This is a genomic window from Trichlorobacter thiogenes, assembly GCF_900167465.1.
Taxonomy (GTDB): domain Bacteria; phylum Desulfobacterota; class Desulfuromonadia; order Geobacterales; family Pseudopelobacteraceae; genus Trichlorobacter; species Trichlorobacter thiogenes.
Genome location: NZ_FUWR01000025.1, coordinates 18,852 through 37,372, shown reverse-complemented (window position 1 = coordinate 37,372; position 18,521 = coordinate 18,852). Strand labels below are relative to the sequence as shown.

The following is an 18,521-nucleotide window of genomic DNA, read 5'->3' as shown; positions in this document are numbered from 1 at the left end:
TCGGTGGAATACTCAACACCAGATGGATGTGGTCAGGCATGGCATGACCCTCGATAAGTTCAACTTCCTTCTGCCGACATAACTGACGGATGATTTTGCCAACTTCTCCTCGAAGCCTGCCGTAAAGAACCTTCTTACGGTATTTCGGCACGATCACAACATGATATTTGCACTCCCATTTTACATGGGCTAAACTTTGCCACTCTCGCATGGCAGTTCCTCCTGTTGATTGCCTTTAGGGGCTTTCCTCAGGAGGAACTATCGCTGGAACGGCAGAGCCTTTTCAAGTCTCACCGGCAGAGCCGGTGGTTTACTGAAAACCTTCAATTACCATTGACCAATCAATCTGCAAATTGCTATCTTGACCATTAAGCTAGTAATTACATGTCACGGCATCTGTCAGAACAACAAAGAAAGGATTTTACCATGCAGCATCACTCCATGCGCAACCTGTTGGCCGGTCTCAGTATCACCACGCTCATTGCCGGTATGGCATCAGTTTCAGCTGCCGAAACAGCACCGGCAACTCCTAAAGAAAACGGAAAGCCGACTACAGAGTCGGGCCCCAGCGGCTGCGGCGGCATGAAAAAATGCCCCAAATGCGCAAAACATGAAAACAATGGTGCAAGTGGCTGCGGCGGAGCCATGAAGAAGCCACAATCTGAGCAACCAACCCCGCCCAAAGGGGCCAGCGGCTGCGGTGGAGCATCCGGATGCGGCGGCGCAGCAAAGCCTGCTACACCTCCCAAGCAGTAAATTGGTCAAGACGATTTGACAAGCGGGATACTATTGCTAAAATCATTTTCAGGCGGTCTACATACCGTCAGAAAATCCACGCAGGAGGTTTGCTATGGAGAAGGACCGGTTGAAGTCCATCCTGGCAGGAATGGGCATCGCCAGCCTCGTTGCAGGCATGGCGGTAGTTCCGTTCAACGCCCAGGGCGCGAGTGGTTGAGGCGGTAAGGAGGGTGCCGGGAGCACCCCGAAGAAGGAAGCCGGCACAAGTGGCTGAGGCGGTAAAAGCGGTGCCGGGAGCGCCGAGACCCCCAAAGACAAAGATGGCAAGCAGACCCCGGATGACAAAAAGCCTGCAAAGAACAAGCCTGCAGAAAAACCGGCACCAAAGCCGGGCGGCAGTGGTTGAGGTTCAAGTGGTTGAGGTGGCTCAACCGGCGCCGGGAGCGCCAAGTAAAAAATCACTGTAGTAGCAGACCGGGCGGCAGGGTATACTCATCTCTGTCGCCCGTTGTTTAGAGCAATCACCTGTTTTCTGGAGGCCCGCCATTTTCCCTACGACTCGAAAACTGCTGGGACAGGATGCCTGGAATCGTCTGATCGGCAAATCCTTGCAGGAGCTTGATCCTGAGACCGTACCTGCCCAACTGGAAAAGGTGGCCGGCCTGACCCACCCGGAATGGCTGCCGGACCTGGCCCGACTGGAGCTGGGCTGTCACCGGGCCATGAATATTCCGCTATCCCAGCCTGAAGAGCTGCAGACCCTGACCATCAACCCTTCACTACAACTGCTGCCGGTTCCCTGGACACACCTGCTGACCCTGCTGACCTTTGCCAAAAAGCAGGATATGGAACGGGTTGAGCCGGGTGAAGAGCTGGTGCTGATCTGGTCTGATCCAACAAACAGGAATCTGCGATTTGAAACAGCCCTGCCGGACCACCTGCTGGCATTGAAGATGGTGACCGAAGGGATCACCCCGGAGGAGGCGGCGCGGCAGGCAGATCAGCCAATTGCACTGTTCGATGCCGTGCTGTGGGATGCGGTGCGCAAAGGGGTCTTGCTGGCACCGGTGTCACGTCTGCGCCGTACTCTGGCGATTGCATCACAGGCGGTTGACAAACGTTTCGTTGCGGCTGAGGTCTTCACCCTGCAGTGGCATCTGACCCAGAGTTGCGACCTATCCTGCAAGCATTGTTATGACCGCAGCCAGCGGGCAGCCTTCCCGTTTGACCGCGCCGTCACCCTGATGCAGGAACTGCGTGATTTCTGCTGGAGCCGCTTTGTACGGCCCCAGGTTTCGTTCAGCGGCGGCAACCCACTCCTGCATCCGGATTTTTTCCGGATCTATCAGGCGGCAGCTGACCATGGCCTGATGATCGCCATCCTCGGGAACGCCACCGAACGCAGCAACATTGAGCAGCTTATGGCGATCCAGCGTCCGGTCTACTATCAGGTCAGTCTTGAAGGGCTTGAAGAGCATAACGACAGCATCCGGGGGGAAGGTAACTTCAAACGGACGATTGCATTTCTTGAAATGTTGACTGAGCTGGGGGTGCCCAACATGGTGATGCTGACCCTGACCAGAAACAATCTTGATCAGGTCATCCCGTTGGCTGAAGTCCTGGAAGGAATTACCGGCGGACTAACCTTCAACCGCCTGGCCCTGTTTGGCGAAGGAGCACAGCTGGCCCTGCCCACCCGTGAGGAATACAAGGCATTTCTTGAGCAGTATGTGGCAGCCATGCCGACCCATCCGGTACTGGCACTGAAAGACAGTCTGCTTAACGCAATCTATGATGACCGGGACGAACCATTGTTCGGCGGCTGTGCCGGATTCGGGTGTGGTGCCGCCTTCAACTTCGTGGCCATCCTCTCCGATGGCGAGGTGCATGCATGCCGCAAATTTCCTTCTCCCATCGGTAACATCCTCAGCCAAAGCCTTGAAGAGGTCTATAGTTCAGCAACCGCAGAGCGCTACCGGGAAGGTTCAACCGCCTGCAGCGGTTGTAAACTGAAACCGGTCTGCGGAGGCTGCCTGGCCGTAACCGCCAGCTTTGGCCATGATCCGCTAACCAGCAAAGACCCCTACTGCTTCAGGATATAGTGATCCACCACCCAGGCGGCAAAGGGAAAACTGCAGGTAAAGGCCGGTGAAACCGCATTCAGCAGATGCACGCTGCGGCTGTCACCCTCCACCACAAAGTCCTGCACCAGCTCTTTGGTGGTGGTGTTCAGCAACTGGGCCCGGATGCCCGGCTTGCTCCATTGGTTGAAACCACGGGTATCAATCTGCTTGACCATCTTGACCGCCAGACCGGTAAAGTAGCTGCGGTCATACTTCTTTAGCTCAGACAGCGCCAGAGAGCGGAAACCAAAGTTATCCCCCAGAAACAGGCGCGATTCCCAGCCGATGATCTCAAACAGCTCACCAAGACTGAAGTTCTCCAGCCCAACATAATTCTGGCGCCAGAAGGCCGGGATGGCGGTTGGTCCGATCTTGATTGTGCCATCCACCGTTACCGTATAATGCACCCCCAGAAACGGATTTTTCAGGTTGGGCACCGGATAGATATTGGTGCGGATCGGCTTGTCCGTGCCGGTGTATTTCAGGTAGATCCCCTTAAACGGGATGATGGTGTAGTTCTTGGAAAAGCCGTAATCACGGGCAACCGTATCGGCATACAGGCCTGCCGCGTTTATGGTCAGCCCAGCCTCCAACACCATGCCACCGGTGGTCACCACAGCGTTTCTACCTTCACGACGGTAATACCCCTGACCAAACAGAAAACGGACACCAGCTACTTCAAGATCCTCTTTCAGGGCATGACAAACCTGGGACGGATCAACCGTGGCAGTGGTGGGAGAATAGAGCGCGATCCCGGTGGTCTTGGCATTGGGATCGATCTCTGCCAGCTCCTGCTCATCAATGATCCGCACATCCACGCCGTTCCGCTCACCGCGACGCTGTAGCTCCTGCACCCCTTCAATCTCGTTCTCATCCGAGGCCACCACCACCTTGTGGCACGGGTTGATGGCCAGACCGCGATCCTTGACATACTCTGTCATCATCCGGTTACCATCACGGGTAAAACGGGCCTTCAATGAATCAGCCGAATAGTAGAACCCGGCATGCAGCACACCGCTGTTGCGACCACTACCGTGGTAGGCCACATCTGCTTCCTTCTCAATCACCAGGATATCGGCAGCAGGCAGACGGGACTTCAACTCACGGGCCATGGCCAGACCAATGATCCCGGCCCCGATGATCAGGAAATCGCAGCGCTGCTGGCTGCTCATAACTGCACCGGAAGCTGTTTGGACAGTTTAATGAAGTTATCCAGCAGCTCCATGCCGCCTTCGGTCAGGATCGATTCCGGGTGGAACTGCACCCCCCAGACCGGCAGTTCTTTGTGACGCAGCCCCATAATCTCACCGTTATCCACCCAGGCGGTCACCTCAAGGCAATCCGGCAGGCTGGCACGCTCCACCACCAGCGAATGGTAGCGGGTGGCATTGAACGGGTTGGGCAGCCCGGCAAACAGTTCTTTACCATCATGGTGAATCGGTGAGGTCTTGCCGTGCATCAGGGAGACGCTGCGCACCACCTTGCCGCCAAAGGCAGCACCAATTGATTGATGCCCCAGACAGACCCCCAAGAGCGGGATCTTACCGGCATACTCTTTAATGGCAGCCACTGAGATGCCCGCCTCCTCCGGCGAGCATGGGCCGGGCGAGACCACAATCCGGTCAGGCCGCAGGGCCGCAATATCCGCAACGCTGATTTCATCGTTGCGCACCACCTTCACCTCCTCACCCAACTGGGCCAGGTACTGGACGATGTTGAAGGTAAAGGAATCATAATTATCGATCATTAAAAGCATGGCAGACCTCTCAACTGGGATGAAGCAGTCATTATCCGTATATTGGCAGACAGGTCAAGCCTTTCATCTGCAACGCATGGACGAAACAAAAAGCCCCTGACGGATAGGCAGAGGCTTTGAGCAGAGACAGGATTACTGGTTTTATATCACTTAATAACCAGCATATCCACCACCAGACTCCCTTGGGCAATAGTCAACTTTCCATCCAGGGTGGTGTAGCCGCCGCGGCTGTCAAACCAGGTACCGTAGCCCCCCTCCAGGGTAATGGCAATATTCTTGTCCAGCGTCAGATCTTCCGTAAAGGTCAGATCCCGCACCTGGATCACCTTCTGGTCAGTTGCTGCAGCATAGGCGATATTCAGGGTACCGTAGGGATTACCATCAATCCGGCTGTAATCCAGTTGCGTAAAATTGGCGGCAACGTATTTCTGAGACGTCATCACAACCGTGCAGGGGCCGGTGCCGCCACAATCGCCGCCCCAGCTGGCCAGGTAACCACCGGCGCTGGGTGTAGCAGTCAGGGTAACACTGGTACCGTAATTGAATCCGACATCACAACAGCCGACATTACAGGTCAGACCAACAGGATTACTGGTGACCGTACCGGTTGAGGTGCCGTTACCAGTAGGAATACAAACGCCAAGGTATTGAGTGAGCATGGGAGTGACACTGTTGGAGGCTGCAGAAGCCGGACCAACACCCACCCCGTTGGTGGCAGTAACGCTAAAGGTGTAGGCAGTGCCATTGGTCAGGCCGGTCACAACAACCGGGCTGGCAGTGCCACTGCCGGTCTTGTTGCCGGGGGTTGAGGTAACGGTATAGGTAATAATAGCATTACCGCCGGTACTGGCAGGCGGCGTAAAACTGACCGTGGCCCGGGCATCACCGGCAACAGCTGATCCTATTGTTGGCGCACCTGGCAGGGCCAAAGGATTGAATTTCTGAATCCGGTTATTAGATTGATCAGCAACAAAGACATTACCATCGGTAGCAACCACAATACCGCTGGGGTTAACAAACTCACCATTGCCACTGCCTTGCTTTCCCCATTTTGTCAGCAACTCACCACTACTATTAAGCTTAACAATACTGTCAGGCCCTGAACAAGAGACATAGATGTTGCCAGCGGCATCAACGGCGATATCAAAAGGTGCATTAATTGGTACGACGGGATATCCCCATGCGGCGACATAGCCACCGTTTTGATCAAATTTCTGGACCCGGCTATTACCAGCATCCACCACATAGATATTACTGCCGCTCACAGCAATCCCCTTGGGGTAGCTGAACTGTCCCTGGCCACTACCCTGGGCTCCCCAGGCCTTCGGAAATGAGCCGTCACTGCTGAACTTCTGAACCCGGTGGTTATAGGTGTCTGTCACATAGACATTTCCGCTGCTGTCTGTAGCAACACCATAGGGTTGATTAAACTGCCCATTGCCGCTACCACTTGTTCCCCACTGGGCTGCATAGACACCGGCACTGCTGAATTTCTGAATACGATTGAGGTACTGGTCCGTTACATAGAAATTGCCACTGCTGTCCGTTGCAATACCGGCTGGATTGACGAATTGCCCATCACCGCTGCCTGATCCCCCCCATTTGGAAACAAAGGCGCCACTGCTGGTAAACTTCTGGATACGGCGATTGACGTTATCAACCACATAAAGATTATTACTACTATCCCTGGTAACACCAAGGGGGTTATAGAGCTGCCCGTCTGCACTGCCCAAAGAGCCCCAACTGGCCGTGAATGACCCATTGTAAAACTTTTGAATACGGCTGTTATTAGAATCAGCCACATAGATGTTTCCGCTCTTGTCACTGGCAACGCCCCAAGGCTGGATAAAGGTTCCGTCGGTAATACCATAACTTCCCCATTGAGTGATGAAGCCACCGCTACTGGTGAATTGCTGGATTCGGTTATTTCCACGGTCAGACACATAGACATTATAGGTATTGTCTATGGTAATCCCCTGGGGATACTTGAACTGGCCGTCTCCACTGCCGTTGTTTCCCCACTGACTCTGGTAGGCACCACTGCTGTTGAACTTCTGGACCCGGTGATTATAGCTGTCAGCCACATAGATAGCATTGCTGCTGTCAACGGCAACAGCACCGGGAGCATTAAACTGGCCATTGCCACTACCCTGGCTGCCCCACTTTGCAACAAAGACACCAGCACTGCTGAATTTCTGGATACGGTGATTATTGGTATCAACCACATAGAGATTATTGCTGCTGTCCAGAGCAGCCCCATAGGGATAGTTAAACTGACCATCAGCGCTGCCCTGCGTCCCCCAGGCAGTAATAAATACACCTTCGCTGCTGAACTTCTGGATCCGGTTATTACCTAGATCAACCACATAGACATTCCCGCTTGTATCAACAGCAACGCCAGACGGGGATGCAAACTGCCCTGTCCCAGAGCCTAAACTACCCCACGCCGTAATAAAGGCACCGGCACTGTTAAATTTTTGAATCCTGTTGTTTGTAGTATCTGCCACATAAACATTACCACTGCTATCCGCAGCCACGCCTCGGGATCCATTAAAATACTGCGGCTGCTCCGGTTTGGGCCAGAGCTGTTCAAAACGGTAGGCCAGTGTCGGATCCAGGATATAGCGATAGTTGTGAACATTTTCAGGAGCAAAAATACTCACGGAATAAAACCGTAGCACCGTTGATTCAGTCAGGGTAATCGGACCGGTATAGGCGGTATAGTTGGTACAGCCCTCCCCCAGGCAATAGTAAGTGCCATCACAGCCACCACTGCAGCTTAAACTGACCTGCTGGCCAACCGGATAGGTGCCCATCCAGGGGGTGGCAGTGGTTACCAGCGCTTCTGCCGGTTGAGGGCTCGTAAGAACCGTAAGAAACAGCAGATACAGCATGGCTAGCGTTACAAGGTGTCGTTTCATACTTGATCTCCTTTATTAAAACCAACATCAAACACGCAACGGGACTGGTTCATAGGACTCCTGAGCCAGCAGCAGATCAAATGGCGGCAGGTTATGATCAAGCAGGATTCTAACGATTCGTGCCTTCATTGCGTTCTGTTGTTCTTCAGTAATCAGCCTGAAAAACACCCGGATTAACGCTTCAACCACCTCAACCGGCTCTCCTTTGATATCTGTCACAAGGCCTGTCGCAGTCATGCTGAACAGGGCCGGGTAGCTGCCGTCAGGATGAAAATAGCGTAAGGACTGGCTCGTACGTTCTTCACCGCAAAGCTCTTTAAAGGCGGCAATGATCTCATTTAGGGATTGGATAAGCAGCGGCAGCTGTTCATCAAGGGAGACAATGATATCCAGGCCCACCTGCAGGTTTTCCATCTGGTCAAGAAACTCTGGAATAAGATCTCCGGTTATGATTCCGCCATGTTGCGGTGCCAGCACCAACGGCGGTGGATCAAGTTTTCTGATCCGCTGCACCGCCAGCCGAATAGCATCGTTACTGGGCATATACAGTTGATGAAACGCTTTAATGCCGGCCCAGTTTGACGGGGTAGCTTCCAGACCGACTGCAGCAATGCCACCCAGAAAGTCACCGGTAAACAGCACGCGGGTTTCCAGGTCATAGAGCATGCAGGCACCACGAAAATGACAGAAGGGGGTGGGAATAAATTGAATCCGGTGGGAAGGGTCGGTATTAAAGGCGGTTTTCAGATCCCTGAAACGTTCAATAGCCCGAAAGGTAGTGGAAGGGAGGTTTGCCAGACTGACCAACCGCCAGGTATCCTCTGTGGCAAGCAGCGTGGTTTTGGGGTTGAGCTTTGTCAAAAACGGGACATTGCCGACAACATCAGGATCCTGATGATTGATGTAGATCAGATTGACCTTGGCGATATCCCCCAATAATGGTGTAACTTTTGCCACCAGATCATCAAAATCGCTGGTAGGACCGGGATCGATCAACATATTGGCAACAGAGCCGTTTCCCTGATAAATCCGCAAATAGCTGTTTCTGTTTAAAAACGAGTTTACGCCGGAACCGACCCAATAGGTATTCGGGGCTATCTCAACCGCCTGATCCAAATTAACGTCTGACAATTTCATTCTCTGGCACCTCCTGATTTGGAGGCGAGCATACCTGTAAAGGCCTTACAAATTTCTTACACAGCCCTAAACAGGGCCGATGGGAACCGAAACGACATGCAGCAGGAAGAGAGAAGACCGATCAGCGACAAACAGCGCGAATGGCAGTAACCAGGGCAAGAGTGGCAGGTGAGGGTTCAACCCCCAGAACGGCAAGAAGATTCCGGCGACACTGTTCAAAAACAACCAATGCCTCAGCATGCCGGTCAAGCAACATAAGGCAGGACATCAGGTGGCGGCACAACTCTTCTGAAGAGGCATCAGCCTCAAGGCTGAGACGATAACATTCCAAGGCCCGTTCATACTTTTTATGCTGTTCCCAGAAACAACCCAAAGCCACAACCAATCGCACAAAACGCCCACGCAAACGCTCACGGCAATCAAGAGACCAGCCTTCAGTCCTGTCCACAGGCAAAAAGCTCCCTTTGTAGAGTGCCAGCGCCCTTTCATACAGAGATACCTGTTCCGGCTTGATGGATTCTTCGACAACCGGAGAGAGTTGGTTAAAACAGGAATCAAAAGCCCGCACATCAAGCCAGACCAGCGTTGGGTCAAGATTAAGTCTGCCATTACGGATAGTCAGGGCCTGCTCATGCCCCAGCATCTTACGCAACCGGTGCAGGGTGGTATCAAAAGAACGCCGGGCCTGATCGCCATCCGCCTCAGGCCAGAGCAGATCAGCCATCATTTCCTGGGGTACATCGACTCCCCCCTGTGCAATCACGGCTTTGAGCAGTAGCAGCGGTTTGGATGCCACTGCAGAATCCGGCTTTCCGACCAGCACACCGTTCACCAGCAGTTCAAAGCGTCCCAGGGTATAAATTTTAACCGGCCAGGGCCAGTCCGGGCAATCCAGAGCACGACCCGATGGCTGCATACGATGGAGCAGGATAAGCTTACGTACATAGTCGGTCTCAATCCCCTGCTCTAGCGCAAAAGCGCACAATCGAGCCATAGTGGGATTGTGCCAGTAGGCAAAGTTCATGAACCCCTGGCGAACGCCAACGGCCAGAGAGATTCTGAGCAGCCGAGCAGCCTCCTGTTCATCACCGGCATCAAGGGCGGCACGTCCCATGAAGAAGAGGGTAATAAACTGGAGATAGCTCCCCTCAATGCACCTCTCAAGACTCTTGTTCAGATGGTACGCAGCCTCTTCATGGTCTCCCTGATCATAGCAGGCCACCGCAAGCAGTACGCAGGTACAATAGGCGCCAACCCTGGAATCCAGGTCTTTCAGCAAGTCAAGGGTCTGCCTTGCATCTTCAATGGCGCGCCGGGCATCCCCTTCACCCCAGGCAGTTAATGATGAAAGGTAGTAATAAAACGATCTGCTCATGGTGTTCAGGCGCGGACGTGTTGCATAGGTGTCAATCAGCTCACGGGCAAACCCGGGAAACCCCAGGGAAACCGCAGCACTGATACCGTATTTGTTGAGGTAGGGATCCATAACATGCACACCGGTCCGCGCCGACAGGGCAAGCCCGTTACGAACCGCTTCAAAGCAGACCTCATGGTCAGCCAATACCCAGGCATACATGGCGTGACAATCATACCAGAGCAGGTGGGCCAGCGGTTCATCATCCGGGGCACTATCCGGCCTGCGTAACGCCCGCAATATCGTGCCGGCCTTATTGAAGCTGCCAAGCCAGAGGTGGTAGATCATCAACGCATGATTTACCTGCATGTACAGCAGTGGATGCTGACACTGTGCAGCGATGGCGGTTGCCTTGGCCTCCCAAACCGGCAGGTCCTCCCGCAGGGTGGTCCAGAGCATCAGCATATTAAACATGCTGACCGTGCACCGCACCTCAAGTTCACGGGAAGGAAAGACCGGGTGAGCCGCCAGGATTTCATCAAAGGCCCTGATCCAGGGTTCCCGCTGTTCTCCCCAGCCATACATGAGCGAGTCTGAAATAACCGCCCAGGCGTTTAACATCCCCGCCTGATCATCCTGCTGCTTAAACTGCTCAAAAGCTTTCACCAGACAGTTGCGCGCATGATAGGGATCAAGGTGCATCCGGCTGATCCCTTTCCAGTACAACAGCCACGGAGTTGCCTCCGCATAACCTTCCGGCAACTTCTCCATCCAACCGGCCAAGGTCTTTCTTCTACCCTGGGCCACCAGATCCGGTGCCTTGGCAACAATCAGGGCGCTGACCGCTTCCCAGTCCCCTGCATCAAGATACAACTCAGCTGCCTCTTCAACCTGGCCTGCCTCTGCCAAAAGCAAAGCTGCCTTATGACGGATGGCAGTGATCTTGGCCTGAGAAAACCGTTCCTTTGCCAGGGTCTGCAAAAACTCGTGGAACAGAGGATGATACTGATAGTCCTGATCATATTTCTGGGTAAAAAAGTTGTTACGCCGCAGGGTTTCAAGCATCTGATTAACACCACCGATGCCGGTTAACGCCTCTGCAAGCCCAGGGTCAACCTTGCGTAGGAAGGCGGTCTGCAACAGCACTTCCTGTACCGACTGATCAGTCTTGATGAAGATCTCATGGGCAAAATAATCAAACACCTCCCGTGGGGTCAGGATGAGTTCAGGTGCTGCGGCATCATTGGCAAACCTTGACCGTGCTGTCAGTAACACCAGCCCTGCTGCCCAACCTTCACTTTTTGTATGGAACAGCTCCAGAGCATTGTCAGAAATCGGCTCGCCACCATGACCACAGAGAAATTCACGGGATTCAGGCAGGGTAAAGCGGACGTCCTCCCAAGTTATCAGATGCAGACGATTATTTGCCACAAAGCGGGAGAGTTGGGGATGGGGTTCACAGCGGCTGATGATGATAACCTGGCTGCCAGCGGGAATGGACTCCAGTGCATGAGCCATCATCTCATGAAAACCGGAACCATCAGGTACATCTTGATAATTATCAAACACAACAACAGAAGCAGGGGGAAGCAGACTAAACAGCTTTTCAAAGTAGCGCCGGGCAAAAACGGCGACCCCCTGAAGATATTCCGGGGTAAGAAGAGGCAGGATCTTTTTCTGGCGAGGGGCAAATGGTTTAGCTGCTTCACCAAGGTAATAGAAAAACGCTGCAAGGTCCGTATCCCCTTCATCAGCCTGAAACCACAGAGAAGGGCGTTTGCGGCTGTCAAGCCAACTGGTGACCAATGTGGTCTTGCCCGATCCGCCAGGAGCCGTCAACCAGACAAGCGGCTTTTCCGCAACAGAGTCCAGATGCGCAAAAAGACGTTCCCGGAGATAGACCTTGGGAAGATGCGGCCGGGATATTTTGGCTATGCTGGATACCATGGCAAAAGAGAATAATGCAGTTTTTTTTCAATAGCAACGAAACAGATATTTGCTCTCATCAGACACGAACAGACAGTTACAGCGCCCCTTAAACGCACAAAACGGCTGCCAGCCCAACAGGACCGACAGCCGCTTACAAACCGGAAAACAGACGTATCTGCCAGTCTTCCAGAAAAGCAGAACCTCAAAATCACTCTAAAATAACAGTTGAAGCCCCTTTAATGACAATCCGGTCAGCAACCAGCTTACCGCTGCCGATAATTAACGACGTCCCTTCAAGGGTGGTAAACCCGTTGCCACGGTTATCTAAACCGGCAAGATGCCCCCCCTGCAGCGTCAGCGGCTTATTGATGGTACGATTGAACGGCAGGGCATCTTCAAGCAACTGTACAACCGCATTATCTCCTGCCCCATCGTAGGCGGCATCAAAACTGCTGAACGTATTAACGCCGATCTTTGCCTTGGGCGAAAGTAAAAACAGGGCTGAAACCGTTTTGTTTGCATCTGCCTCAACTGTACAGATATTCTGGTTAACAGAGGCACAACCTGTCCAGGAGCCAAAGAGAGAAATGCCATTCGGCGAGGCCGTTAATTCCACACTGCTGTCTTGTGCAAAGGAAGCGCTACAGCCGGCAGAAGAACCACTTTGGCAAGCAATGCCGGACGGATTGCTGGTCACGCTGCCGCTGCCCGCATTCCCCACAACAGCCGGTAGTGAGACCGCCAGGGTAACTGTCGGCTGCAGAGGGGTTACGCTGTTTGAGGCTGCCGATGCCTGACCACTGCCTGCCACATTGGTTGCCGTCACGGTAAAGGTATAGGCGGTGCCGTTAGTCAGTCCGGTAACCGTGATTGGACTGACGCTGTCTGAAGCAGTTATGTTGCCGGGGTTGGAGGTCACCGTGTAGTAGGTTATGACATTACCACCGTTATTTGCAGGTGCTTCAAAACTGACGATAGCCTCCCCGTTACCGGCGGTTGCCGTGCCGATGGTCGGCGCACCGGGCACCAGAACCGGGGCAAAACGCTGGATGCGATGATTATCCGTATCAACCACATAGAGGTTGTTGCTGTTGTCCACCATAACACCGCCCGGATTATTGAGCTGGCCGTTGCCACTACCCAATGAGCCCCAGCTTGTGCTCAACTGACCGCTACTGGTAATTTTCACGATGCTGTTGGTGGAAGGTCCAGAGGCATAGACGCTACCGTCTGCACCAACCGCAACACTGTGCGGGTTGTACACCAAGCCAGCCCAGGCAGCAACAAAGCCTCCAGTGTTGGTAAATTTCTGAATCCGGTTATTGCCGGAATCTGCCACATAGACCGCATCACTGCTGTCAATCGCAATCCCCCGTGGAGCATTAAACTTTCCGTCACCAGAGCCTGCCCCGCCCCATTCAGTATCATACCCTCCAGCATTGGTAAATTTCTGCACCCGCTTGTTGTTAAGGTCTGTCACATAGACAAAGCCCTGACTATCCACGGCAATACCGGAAGGACGATCAAATTTGGCTGTTCCACTGCTTCCGTAGCTGCCCCAAGTGGCAACAAACACGCCGTTGCTGTTCAGCTTCTGGATCCGGTGGTTCAGGGTATCAGCCACAAAGATATGGCCGGAAGCATCAATAGCAACAGCATTGGGAAAACTGAACTGAAGATCTCCACTGCCAAAACTGCCCCAGCTGGCCACAAAGTCACCACTGCTGCTGAACTTCTGAATCCTGTGGTTGGCGGTATCAGCAACATAGAAATTGCCGGAAGCATCACGGGCAATACCAACAGGTGAACGAAATGCTCCATCAGCGCTGCTTGCCACTGCCAGCTGTTTAATAAACAATCCGGCTGTTGTCAGTTGCTGAATCCGGTCGTTCGAAGTATCAGCAACATAGACATAGCCTTTACTGTCCTTTGCAACCCCCATTGGCCAGCTGAACTGCCCATCCCCCTGTCCATTCGCCCCCAGGGTAGCGCTATACACGCCGGTGTTACTGAACACCAGAATCCTGTTATTCCCCTTATCTGCCAGATAAATCATACCGTCACTGTTGGCATGTATCTGGCCTGGTGCATTCAACTGATTTGTAGCACTGCCCAGGCTTCCCCATTGGGTGCTGTAGACAACGATATCTCCGCTGACAACAAACTTCTGCACCCGGTTGTTGCCGGTGTCAGAGACATAGACACTGCCACTGCTGTCCACACTGATCCCCTGGGGCTGGTTAAACTGGCCGTTGCCGCTGCCCGATTCCCCCAGCTGCCAGAGAAACGTACCGTTTGCAGCAAACTTCTGGATACGGTTATTGCCCGTATCAGCCACATAGACATTACCGCTGCTGTCCACAGCAACAGCCCGAGGGCCCTTGAGCTGCCCCTGACCTGTGCCAAACGCCCCTATGGAGGCAAGGTAGCTGCCATCAGAGCTGTATTTTTTTATGGTATTGTTGCTGGTATCCGCAATATAGACTGTATTGCTACCATCCACCGCAATGCCTGATGGATAGCTGAATCCAACCGGCCCCCATTGATCAATGAAATTGCCACGGTAATCAAACTTCAGTATCCGGTGGTTGTCAGTGTCAGCCACATAGATGTTACCATCCCCATCAAGGGCAATGGATCGGGGCGACTGAAAATACCAGAGCTGCTCAGACTGAGGCCAAAGCCGGTCAAAGCGATAGGTAAATGTACTGTCAGTATAATAGCGATGGGTACGGATCGGCTCTACCGCATTCTGGTTGTCAGTGGAACGGAAGCGCAGCACCTGGCTGCCGGTTCCGCTGAAAACGATCGGACTACTGTATGCAATAGCCGGGCTGCAGCCTTCACCAAGGCAGTAGCTGGTACCGGTGCATACGGCAGCATCACTGCAAGCAAGGCTCACCTGCTGGCCCGCAGGATAGCTGCCCATCCAGGGGGTTGGACTGGTCAGCGGCGGGACCGGGGTAAAGCTGGCGGTAACGCTTATGTCAGTAGTCATTGTAATCGTACAGTTTGTATTGGTTCCAGCACAGGTACCGGACCAGCCATCAAAAAACGCCCCGGTAGGTGCGGCCTTCAATGTCAGTAAATCTCCGTAGGAAAAGCTATAGGTGCAGGTACCGCTACTGCAGACCTTTGAGGTATCGTTATTAACCGTTACGCTGCCGCTGTTGGTGCCGACAATGGTAATGGTAAGGTCTTCTGCAGATGCAAGTGAATGTAAACCGGTAAATAGCGTAAGAGCAAGAACCATCCATACTGCCAAAAACAATCGCTGCATTACTATCCCTCCAGAATCAAAACACATAGTATTGATGAGACATATACCTCAAGACATGAATCCCTATAGCAAGTTTCCCGCACAATTTACAGTATTTTACCAAAAAGCAAAATATATCAGCAAATTGAATAGCAAGTGGGGGGCATCAAGCCCCCCTTGCGCACTGCATTCAGAGAGCAAACGCAAACCACCTGACTTACTTGATCACAATCCCGTCAACGGTCACCGTGCCGGACTCGCTCAGGGTTACCGTACCATCAATGCCGGTGTAGCCGCTGCGGCTGCCAAAGCCTTCGGCATAGCCCCCCTGCAGAGTCAAGCTAAACCCTCCCCCCAACAACAGGCTTTCTATGAAATCAATGTTACGCATCTTAATGACACTCCCCGCTGTGGCGGCACTATAGGCACTGTTCAGAGTACCGTAGCTGATGCTGCCGATACGCAGGTTATCCAGAACATCAAAGGTTGCTGTGGCTGATTTGGCTGCATCCATGGTAACAAGGCAGTTGCCGCTGGCATTGGTGCAGGCGCCGGACCAGCCGCTGAAGTCAGAGCCTGAAGCTGACGGGATGAGAGTTACTGTCATTCCGGTGGCGAACTGCGCGCTGCAACTGCTGCCGCAGCTTATCCCTGCCGGGTCGCTGGTGACTGTGCCAGTCCCGCTGCCTGCGATGGTGAGAGTGAGGGTCTTGTTAGTGCCATCAGTCGGTGTCACACTATTTGATGCAGATGACGCCGAACCGGCACCAACAGCATTGATTGCGGTAATCGTAAAAGTATACGGGGTGCCGTTAGTCAATCCGCTAACGGTTATGGGGCTTGCACTGCCTGTGCCAGTGATGGCTCCGGGGCTGGAGGTTACGGTATAGGAAAGGATCTGGTTACCACCTGTGGCAGATGGCGGCATGAAGCTGACCGTTGCCTGGGCACTACCTGCAACGGCAGTGCCTATGGTCGGAACGCCGGGCACAGACAACGGCTCAAACTTCTGGACACGGTTGTTATAGGTATCTGCCACATACATCATACCAGTGGCAGCCACTGCAACACCGGAAGGCCAGGATGTCTGCCCGGCACCTGAACCTGCAACGGACAGTTGGCTGATAAAGGTGCCGTTACCGGTAAACGTCTGGATACGGTTGTTATAGGTATCAGCAACGTAGACTATACCATTAGCGTCAACCGCTACACCATCCGGTAAACTCAGGTCACCTGCTGCAGCACCTTCTGTACCGAACGAAAGGAGGTGGGCACCTGCGCCATCAAATTTCTGGATCCGATTATTCCAGGTGTCAGCCACATAAATAGAGCCGCTATTGTCAACAGCCACACCACCCGGATTGAAAAACTGCCCGTTCTCCGAGCCGAATGAGCCGAACGTAAGAAGCAGTGTGCCGGCGCTGCTATATTTTTTGACCTGATTATTCCGAGTATCAGCCACATACAGATTATTGCTGCTGTCAACAGCCACCCCTTTGGGATAGCTGAATGCACTGCCTATGGTGCCGCCATAGCTGCCGTCACTGTTAATTTTCTGGATTCTATGGTTCTGGGTGTCAGCCACATACATGGCCCCATAACTATCAACGGCAATTCCAAAGGGCTGATTAAACTGCATCTCTCCAGATCCAATCATGCCCCAGTCATTAAGATATGAACCACTGCTGTCAAACTTCTGGATCCGATGATTGTAGGTATCAGCCACATACAGATTACCGTTTGTATCAACTGCCACAGCTGAAGGAGCATAAAAGCTGCCGATATCAGTGCCTGTTGTCCCCCACAGCTGCGATGAAGCCGGATAAGCTATATTAAAGACCTGAAGGCGCTGGTTGTCTTTGTCTGCAACATAGATACGCCCATTGCTGCTGACGGCTATTCCATAGGGAGCCGCAAACTGGCCTGCACCGCTGCCGGGAGTTCCGTATTTGGCAAGATACGTTCCGGTAGTGTCGAATTTCTGAATCTGATTATTCCAGAGGTCAGACACATAAATATTGTTGCTTGCATCCACTGTTAAGCGGATGGGGCTACTCAGTTTACCGCCTGCAGACCCCTGGCTGTTCCACTGGCCTACATAGGCTCCGTTTACATCAAACTTCTGGATACGGTTGTTGTAGCTGTCAGCCACATAGATAGTGTTGCTACTGTCCAACGCCACAGCGCCTGGAGCATTAAATTGGCCATTTGATGAACCGTAGGAACCTATTTTAAGGGAAAATGCACCGCTGTTATCGAATTTTTGAACACGATTATTATTAGTATCTGCCACGTAGACATTTCCGCTGTTGTCAACGCTCAACCCCTCTGGATATTGTAATTTACCATCTCCGCTACCATAGGAACCAAACTGTCTAATATAACTACCATTATTGTCAAACACCTGAATCCGGTTGTTATTGGTGTCGGCCACGTAGAGGTAGGCATTATCACGAGAAAGGGCAATCCCCTTGGGGACCTTAAACTGGCCGTTTCCGCTGCCGTAACTGCCGAAGGACAGGATCAGATAGCCATTGCTGTCAAACTTCTGTACACGGTGATTATTGGTATCCAAGAGGTAAATAACAGAACCATCGCTGCTCATGGCAAGATCATGGGGGTTGTTAAAACTCCAAGCAGTTTTGTCACTGGGCCAATAGACTGTTGACTTGTATGTAAGGTTGGGATCCAGTGTGTAATCATAACTGCGGACCGGTTCCGTTCCCGCAGGGCCGACTGAATAAAAACGGAGAACTGTCGAGCTGTTAAGATTGATAGAGCTGTTGTACGTGGCAAAGTTGGTGCAGCCGCTGCCCAGACAGTAGTGAGTGGAGTCGCAACTATTACATGACAGGCTGATGGTCTGTTCCACAGCCGGAAAATTCCCCGGCCAGGGAGAAGCCGAGGTGAGCGGAGGGCTACCTCCACCTCCAAATACCGTTGTCACGCTCATTGCCAGTACCACCATAAGAGTACAGAACAACATCAGACCAGTCTTTTTCATAACCTGTTTCCTCCAGACAGTAGAATATATGCACAAAAGCAAAATAAAAGACGGATAAAACAAGTTAGCCTACCAGCCCAGGTATAACCGCAAAAAGGCCTTGTTTGTCCTTCTACATTAATAAAAACAGACAAACAGAGGACAAACATCAGTCTCAGATTTTATATAACAGCTTTTTGAAAATATACAACATAGCAATATAATGTAATATTCACTCCCTGACCTGTTCTACAAAAAAAACGGCCAAGGCTACCTGCATGTTGCTTGCACTGCCTTGACCGGCTTTATTCTCGATGATGC

General features: G+C 52.6%; 11 protein-coding genes. 3 read left to right on the top strand and 8 right to left on the bottom strand.

Annotation, left to right across the window (positions count from 1 at the left end; all coding sequences use genetic code 11):
- A partial coding sequence (gene tnpA / locus B5D39_RS15215) for an IS200/IS605 family transposase (RefSeq protein WP_139366804.1) occupies nt 1-211 on the bottom strand: 211 nt, incomplete at its 3' end.
- A 173-nt stretch (nt 212-384) separates the two neighbouring features.
- Between tnpA and B5D39_RS15210 the strand changes: the two genes are divergently transcribed.
- The 3 genes from B5D39_RS15210 to sbtM all read left to right on the top strand — a co-directional run bounded on the left by B5D39_RS15210 (nt 385) and on the right by sbtM (nt 2,840).
- The gene (locus tag B5D39_RS15210) at nt 385-756 is read left to right on the top strand and encodes a hypothetical protein (protein ID WP_161947522.1); all 372 of its coding nucleotides are present in this window, start codon (nt 385-387) and stop codon (nt 754-756) included.
- A 94-nt stretch (nt 757-850) separates the two neighbouring features.
- A complete protein-coding gene (gene sbtA, locus B5D39_RS16845; RefSeq protein ID WP_139366803.1) occupies nt 851-1,144 on the top strand; it encodes a thioselenooxazole RiPP selenobacteriocin SbtA in 294 nt (97 codons plus the stop codon).
- Between the two features lie 82 nt (nt 1,145-1,226).
- Complete coding sequence (gene sbtM, locus B5D39_RS15200) at nt 1,227-2,840, top strand: thio(seleno)oxazole modification radical SAM maturase SbtM (RefSeq protein WP_341865487.1); 1,614 nt, start codon at nt 1,227-1,229, stop codon at nt 2,838-2,840.
- Here the strand turns inward: sbtM and lhgO are convergent.
- The 7 genes from lhgO to B5D39_RS15165 all read right to left on the bottom strand — a co-directional run bounded on the left by lhgO (nt 2,822) and on the right by B5D39_RS15165 (nt 18,221).
- Nucleotides 2,822-4,033 carry an L-2-hydroxyglutarate oxidase gene (gene lhgO / locus B5D39_RS15195; RefSeq protein WP_078791313.1) on the bottom strand — a complete coding sequence of 404 codons (1,212 nt, stop codon included), beginning with the start codon at nt 4,031-4,033 and terminating at the stop codon, nt 2,822-2,824. The genes sbtM and lhgO overlap by 19 nt on opposite strands.
- Nucleotides 4,030-4,617 (bottom strand): anthranilate synthase component II, encoded by a 588-nt coding sequence (locus B5D39_RS15190; RefSeq protein ID WP_078791312.1) that lies wholly within the window; start codon nt 4,615-4,617, stop codon nt 4,030-4,032. The genes lhgO and B5D39_RS15190 overlap by 4 nt, the downstream gene beginning before the upstream one ends.
- A gap of 146 nt (nt 4,618-4,763) precedes the next feature.
- A complete protein-coding gene (locus tag B5D39_RS15185) occupies nt 4,764-7,538 on the bottom strand; it encodes a 6-bladed beta-propeller (RefSeq protein WP_078791311.1) in 2,775 nt (924 codons plus the stop codon).
- A gap of 27 nt (nt 7,539-7,565) precedes the next feature.
- Nucleotides 7,566-8,675, bottom strand: a complete 1,110-nt coding sequence (locus B5D39_RS15180; RefSeq protein WP_078791310.1) for an oxygen-binding di-iron domain-containing protein — start codon at nt 8,673-8,675, stop codon at nt 7,566-7,568.
- A gap of 121 nt (nt 8,676-8,796) precedes the next feature.
- Entirely contained in the window at nt 8,797-11,976 is a 3,180-nt protein-coding gene (locus B5D39_RS15175; RefSeq protein ID WP_078791309.1) for an AfsR/SARP family transcriptional regulator, read from the bottom strand.
- 190 nt (nt 11,977-12,166) lie between these two features.
- A complete protein-coding gene (locus tag B5D39_RS15170; RefSeq protein ID WP_161947521.1) occupies nt 12,167-15,238 on the bottom strand; it encodes a fibronectin type III domain-containing protein in 3,072 nt (1,023 codons plus the stop codon).
- A gap of 196 nt (nt 15,239-15,434) precedes the next feature.
- Nucleotides 15,435-18,221 carry an SMP-30/gluconolactonase/LRE family protein gene (locus B5D39_RS15165; protein WP_078791307.1) on the bottom strand — a complete coding sequence of 929 codons (2,787 nt, stop codon included), beginning with the start codon at nt 18,219-18,221 and terminating at the stop codon, nt 15,435-15,437.
- Nucleotides 18,222-18,521: the final 300 nt, after the last annotated feature.

Excerpts from the sequence above, each read along its gene's own strand:
- B5D39_RS15190 (WP_078791312.1), bottom strand. The coding sequence starts at position 4,617 with ATGCTTTTAATGATCGATAATTATGATTCCTTTACCTTCAACATCGTC.
- B5D39_RS15210 (WP_161947522.1), top strand. The coding sequence starts at position 385 with ATGTCACGGCATCTGTCAGAACAACAAAGAAAGGATTTTACCATGCAG.
- B5D39_RS15165 (WP_078791307.1), bottom strand. The coding sequence starts at position 18,221 with ATGAAAAAGACTGGTCTGATGTTGTTCTGTACTCTTATGGTGGTACTG.
- B5D39_RS15170 (WP_161947521.1), bottom strand. The coding sequence starts at position 15,238 with ATGCAGCGATTGTTTTTGGCAGTATGGATGGTTCTTGCTCTTACGCTA.
- lhgO (WP_078791313.1), bottom strand. The coding sequence starts at position 4,033 with ATGAGCAGCCAGCAGCGCTGCGATTTCCTGATCATCGGGGCCGGGATC.
- B5D39_RS15180 (WP_078791310.1), bottom strand. The coding sequence starts at position 8,675 with ATGAAATTGTCAGACGTTAATTTGGATCAGGCGGTTGAGATAGCCCCG.
- B5D39_RS15185 (WP_078791311.1), bottom strand. The coding sequence starts at position 7,538 with ATGAAACGACACCTTGTAACGCTAGCCATGCTGTATCTGCTGTTTCTT.
- B5D39_RS15175 (WP_078791309.1), bottom strand. The coding sequence starts at position 11,976 with ATGGTATCCAGCATAGCCAAAATATCCCGGCCGCATCTTCCCAAGGTC.